The sequence below is a fragment of the Paraburkholderia sp. RL17-347-BIC-D genome (assembly GCF_046027915.1).
Classification (GTDB): domain Bacteria; phylum Pseudomonadota; class Gammaproteobacteria; order Burkholderiales; family Burkholderiaceae; genus Paraburkholderia.
Genome location: NZ_JARESS010000129.1, coordinates 1 through 5558 on the forward strand (window position 1 = coordinate 1; position 5558 = coordinate 5558).

Genomic DNA, 5558 nt, shown 5'->3' on the forward strand with positions numbered 1-5558 from the left:
AAGGCGTCGTTGAACAGAAGCCGCTCAGTGATTGCCATCGCGGTCGCCGAACAGGGAGTTCCGATAAACCACGTCTGCGAGTATCACGGGTTCGACATCGAAGTCATCGTGGGGACCGATTTCAGCTGCAAGATCTAGCCCGGTGTGCCGGCCGTTTCGGATACATCGCGGTCGTGCGAATTTGTGGGTAATGTCCTGCAAACAACACTGGCCTCGTCAATTCGCTAGTTGCAGTGACGAGCGGCCTGTCAGCTGGGTTGTGCATCTAGGGTCGCAGCCAACGTGTTGGACAACCAGATATCGCTGCTCACTGTCGTTCGAATGGTGCTCCACGGGACTTCCGTGGCGCAGCGCGTTTGTCCGTACGCTATCGCACCCTCAGTCACAAGGTGAGGTCGGTAAAAAGCCTAACTAGTTACTGTAATTGTTTTGCCTATCCTTCATATGGTCTGGGCCCGATGGCAGCGGCAGGCGACTACGTCGGAGGCGTTTTGCCGCGCGCGATGCAACGAAGCTGATCATGGTATCGGCTCGCGCGAACGCACGAAGTTCCGCCACCTTGGCGGCGATTGTCCTGAGCAGCCGAAACAAACAGAACGATCTCCTTACCTGCAGGAAGCAGCATTCTGTTTATGCGAAAGAGTGCAACCTTTTCGGCGTATGGCCTTGGTCGACGCATTACTACTTCGACGAGACCAATGAATCACTATGCGTTCTCATCGAACGCAATGGAATGAAACGCTTTGGTGAGGAGACGCAACATGATCGAGTTCGACGTGGGTCCCCCAGCCGCTTTTGCCCAGCTGTTCGCCGTCTGTCCCGACCTTGGAGGGGCCAGGAAACACTTTTGGTACGACTGGGGGCCAATCTTCTACCGGGGCCGACTCGACGGCTCGGCGAAAGTGCTATGCGTCGCGTCAGACCCGGGGCCCACCGAGCGGATCGCCGGACGGACACTCGTCGGCGACGCGGGGCAGCGCGTTCAAGGCTTCCTCGCCAAGCTCGGCATCACGCGCTCGTACCTGTGTCTGAATGCATTTGCATATGCGCTGATTCCGTCAGAGTCAGCCTCGGGCGAGGCGGTGCTCACCGAGGCTGCGCAACTGGCTTGGAGAAATATACTGTACGACCTGTCGCATGGGCCCGATCTTCAAGCGATCATCGCGTTCGGCGTCCAGGCACAACAAGCGGTGAATCTATGGCCTGGCAGGAGCACAACCCCGGTAGCGCAGGTCCCACACCCGACCAGCCATGATGAAGCAAACCTGCTCAAGCAGTGGAACAAGGCAATCCAACACCTCCACTCGATCGTGACCCCGGACGCGGATGGTGACGCCACCGCGACCAACTATGGGCAGCAATTTCTCGAAAGCGACTACGCGCCAATTCCGCGACGCGATCTGCCGTTCGGCGCGCCTACGTTTCTCGGCGATGACGCATGGGCTCGCGCGTCATCACCCCCGATCAGAAGCAGCGTTTCGCGTCCAGCTCATGACGACCGACATACGCTCGTCTGGATTGCGCCGAAATCCTAAGGGACGCACTCATGACGACCGATATCAGATTTGCGTTGCAAGGCCGGGTGGTAACCATGGACGAGCAGGACACGGTGCTGCCCGATGGCGTCATCTATGTGCGTGGGAACAAGATTGCGGCGGTGTCGAACGCCACGACCGCAAAACCCGCCGGTTTTGAAAATGTGCCGATTATCACGTCCAGCGGGACGATCTATCCGGGTCTCATCGACCTTCATAATCATCTCAGCTACGACGCGCTGAAGCTTTGGCAGGTGCCGAAACGTTATACGAACCGTGACGACTGGGCGAGACATCCGGATTACCGTCGCCTGATCAGCGGCCCGATGAACGTGCTCGGACGCACGGCAAGTTACCCGGAGGCGATCAGCCGTTATGTTGAATGCAAGTGTCTGCTAGGCGGCGTGACGACCGCGCAGGGCATCGCCTTGTTCAGCAATACGGGCATTATCCGCTTTTATCGCGGGTTTCTTCGCAATGCGGAGGTATCAGACGGACCAGACCTTCCCGCTGCCGAAGCGCGTATCGCCGACGTGGTTGCGGAAGATGCAACGGCGTTTCTCAAGCATTTGCGGTCCAGTTCATGCCTGCTTTTGCACCTCAGCGAAGGCACAGACCAGCGGGCTCGCAACCATTTCAACGCACTCAAGCTCGACAACGGAGAAATTGCCATTACCCGCGCTCTCGCCGGCATTCATTGCGTGGCACTGCAATCCGCCGACTTCGCTCTCCTCGCTAGGCACGGCGGTTCGATGATCTGGTCGCCGCTCAGCAATATGCTGCTGTATGGAACAACCGCCGATGTGCATGCAGCAAAGGCCGCAGGCGTGACGATCGGTATCGGCTCGGACTGGTCGCCGAGCGGCAGTAAGAATCTGCTTGGAGAATTGAAGGTTGCTCGCGCGTATAGTGATACGGCGAACGACGTTTTCTCCAACCTGGAGATCGTGGCGATGGCGACAAGGAATGCCGCAAAGATTCTTAGATGGGACAAGGCCGTTGGGTCCCTGGAAGCATCGAAGCGAGCGGACCTCATTGTGGTGCGAGGTAAAAAAGCTAAGGACCCGTATCTTCAGTTGATCGCGAGTAGAGAAACGGATATCGAACTGGTCATGATCGATGGAGTTCGCCGCTGTGGCATACCTTCCTTGATGGCAGATAACCCCGATATGCTGGAGTCTTGGACGATCGCAGGCGAAACCCGGCGACTAAATCTTTCGGGCACAGACGTCGACCCGCTCGTGGCACGGCTGACGCTGCGCGACGCAGCCGATCGCCTGGCGCATGGTCTCAAGAGTTTGAAAAATCTGGCGGAGGCTTTGGAGAAACAGGAGCCCGTCAGGCACGGCGCAGCAGCCGGAGGTGAAACCCAATGGTTCCTTGCATTGGATCATGAGGAGCCGGCGGGCATGTCGATAAGACCGAGATTTGATGAAGAGCGAAACGCCCCGGCGCGGATTGAAAGTCTGCTCGCCGCCGCTGCCGCAAAACCGTTGTCACAATTACTTGGGCCGCTGGAACTCGACGCAATGACCGCCGTGGACGATGCGGGCTTCCTCACCGGGCTCGATAAGCAGATCAACCTGCCGAAGGCGATTAAAGACCGAGTGAAGCGTTTGCATGTGAAGTGATCATTTGGCGCAGTGTGGATAGGGGAAGCGGGATGAGAATCGTGAAAAGGAATGAGAAGGCGGCCACGCGTGCCCCATCGCGGAAAGTGGCACGCGTCGCAACTGCAAAATCAGCAACCATGACTGGACTGACCGGATTTGCGATCGATGTCTCGGAACCAGTCGGCCGTAAGGCCTTCGCTGCGTTGACTCAAAATCGCGGGTCGTTTCAAGGATTCGCCGCCGGGGCGGCCGCCAATGTTAAAAAGCTGGATCCTGAGACGGCAGCTCGAACCTACCTCAACCAGGCACTGGAGAGCGATGCAGTCAAAAAATTTGCCCGTCCGGCGATCGAAACGGGCACGAGTGATTTCCAGAGCCTGGGCACGGAAACCGTACCGCTGACTGGGACGACAATAGTCAAGTTCAGGCAGACATTCAACAAGATTCCCGTCTACGGATCTCTGGTTACCGTGGAGCTCGACAAAGGGAACGAGTGCCTTGCTATCAGCTCATCACTGGGCACGCCAAAAGGGGTAAGGCATGTCGCTACGGTGTCGCCGGTCGAGGCCCTCAAAGTAGCGGCGAAGGAGTCCGGGTGCACTGTCGGCTCAATGAATCAGACGCCCCGTCTTTACTACTACTTCGATCAGGACAATGTAACGTGGTGCCTCGCCTATATCATTGAGGATGTGGCTCGGCGCAAACGCAAAATGACGGACCGCTTGGACTTCGATGCGCCGCTGAAGGACTATGTGGTCGATGCCCATAGCGGAAGATTATTGGCAGCGCTTCCCCGAACCGCCACGATGGCCGTCGTTCAAGAAATGGTCATGGATGCCTTAAAGCACAAGCGAAAGATAACCGTGGAAGCGATCGCGGGCGGCAAGAAGCAACTGCATGATGCTGTACTAAACGTCACCACCTATGGCTTTGACTTCAAGGACCCAACTGCGCAATCAGGTCAACTGCCTGGGACTTTGTACTCTAAACCGCCCGGAACATGGCCTTTGGAAGCAGTCGGTGCGCATGCGAACGGTTCCGCAGTTGCGATGTTTCTTCGTAACATCGTAAAGCGCAACAATATCGACAACCTGGGCGGCGAGATGATCTCGACCGTGAATTGCTGGGACCGGGCGGAGGGCACCACGCCAGCCAAGCAGTGGCGTAATGCCTATTGGAACGGAACGCAGATGGTGTATGGTCAGATCCAGTTTCCTGATGGTTCTTTCTATTCGATAGCCTCGATGCTTGAAGTTGTTGGCCACGAGATGTTCCATGGCGTCACCGATCACACATCCCGGTTGGAGTATCGGACGCAGTCGGGTGCGCTTAATGAATCGTACTCGGACATCTTCGGAACCATTATTGCAAACTTCTCCAAACCGCTAAAAAAATGGGTTTGGGAGATTGGTGCGGGCTTCGACGGGCCCGGAACTGCGCTGCGCAGCCTATCCGACCCGAATCTGCATAGCCAGCCGAAGACCATGAGCGAATACCACGCGGCAACGCCTCCGTATACGTACGACCGGAACGACTACGGATGGGTGCACGACAATAGCGGGATTCACAATTTCGCTGCTTACAACATCATGACTACCAGCGCGAGCGGAAAATACTTGTTCACACCTGCTCAGCTCGCTGCGATGTTTTACATTGCGCTCACTGTGCATCTGTCCCGCACCTCCCAATTCGTCGATAGTCGCCGCGCGGTCGTGCAAGCGACCCGGTCGCTGTTTCGCAACGAAAGCGGGTCGGCACTGACGCAGAAAGTGAGGGCAGTGGAACGAGGTTTTTCGGCGGCAGGTATTCTCTGAATGTAAGCGCGTAAGGGCTCTAACGCAGGGCCCCGTCGGCTCTCCGGGCGACGGCCAGTTAGCAAACGAAGACGCAGCCTGACCGTGTGACGCGTTGTCGCCAGCCAGTACCAGGACATCGGCGTACACCGGCTGCAACGGAAGATAGTCCGGGAAATGCGTTGCACCCTTCCAGATGCAGGTCGGAGGTAATCTGTATTCGCCTAATCGTTCAGAACTCTCGCTCGTCTGCAGAAAGCTATTGCGAGCCAACTCTGCATCTCGCAAGCGTCAAGATTCGCGGGCACCGTTCTGTGGTCGGGGTGCCGAATAAATCCTCTTCCCGCGAGAAAACTTGTTGGTCGCTGCAAACGGTATCGAGAACTGTCGCCCTGCGGCAGTTGTGAATTTGGTTACGGACAGGTAACCACTCTCTCCATCACCGGCTTCAGTCGCGCCGATCCGTATCTCACTTAGCGCTTCAAGTTCCCACTGATCGCTGGCCTTCTGTCGCTTTACGTGCGTATTTCGGCGAAGCCGAACAGGGTTTTCGGTTGAAGCCGAACAAGGTTTTTGCTGAATGACGAACACGGATTTCGGTTGAAGCCGAACGAGAG

The 5558-nt window shown here is 56.9% G+C and carries 3 protein-coding genes and 1 pseudogene; 3 read left to right on the forward strand and 1 reads right to left on the reverse strand.

Annotated features, from left to right (window positions below; genetic code table 11):
- Positions 1–761 precede the first annotated feature (761 nt).
- Genes P0D96_RS47350 through P0D96_RS47360 form a run of 3 tightly spaced genes read left to right on the forward strand, consistent with a single transcriptional unit; the run spans position 762 to position 4962 of the window.
- Entirely contained in the window at positions 762–1535 is a 774-nt protein-coding gene (locus tag P0D96_RS47350; protein ID WP_408321160.1) for a uracil-DNA glycosylase family protein, read from the forward strand.
- Positions 1536–1546: 11 nt separating this feature from the next.
- Positions 1547–3166: an amidohydrolase family protein gene (locus tag P0D96_RS47355; protein ID WP_408321162.1), complete on the forward strand. Its 1620-nt coding sequence runs from the start codon at positions 1547–1549 to the stop codon at positions 3164–3166.
- Positions 3167–3198: 32 nt separating this feature from the next.
- Positions 3199–4962 (forward strand): M4 family metallopeptidase, encoded by a 1764-nt coding sequence (locus P0D96_RS47360; protein WP_408321164.1) that lies wholly within the window; start codon positions 3199–3201, stop codon positions 4960–4962.
- A gap of 270 nt (positions 4963–5232) precedes the next feature.
- Here the strand turns inward: P0D96_RS47360 and P0D96_RS47365 are convergent.
- Positions 5233–5558, reverse strand: a pseudogene (locus tag P0D96_RS47365) (hypothetical protein); the annotation flags it as partial.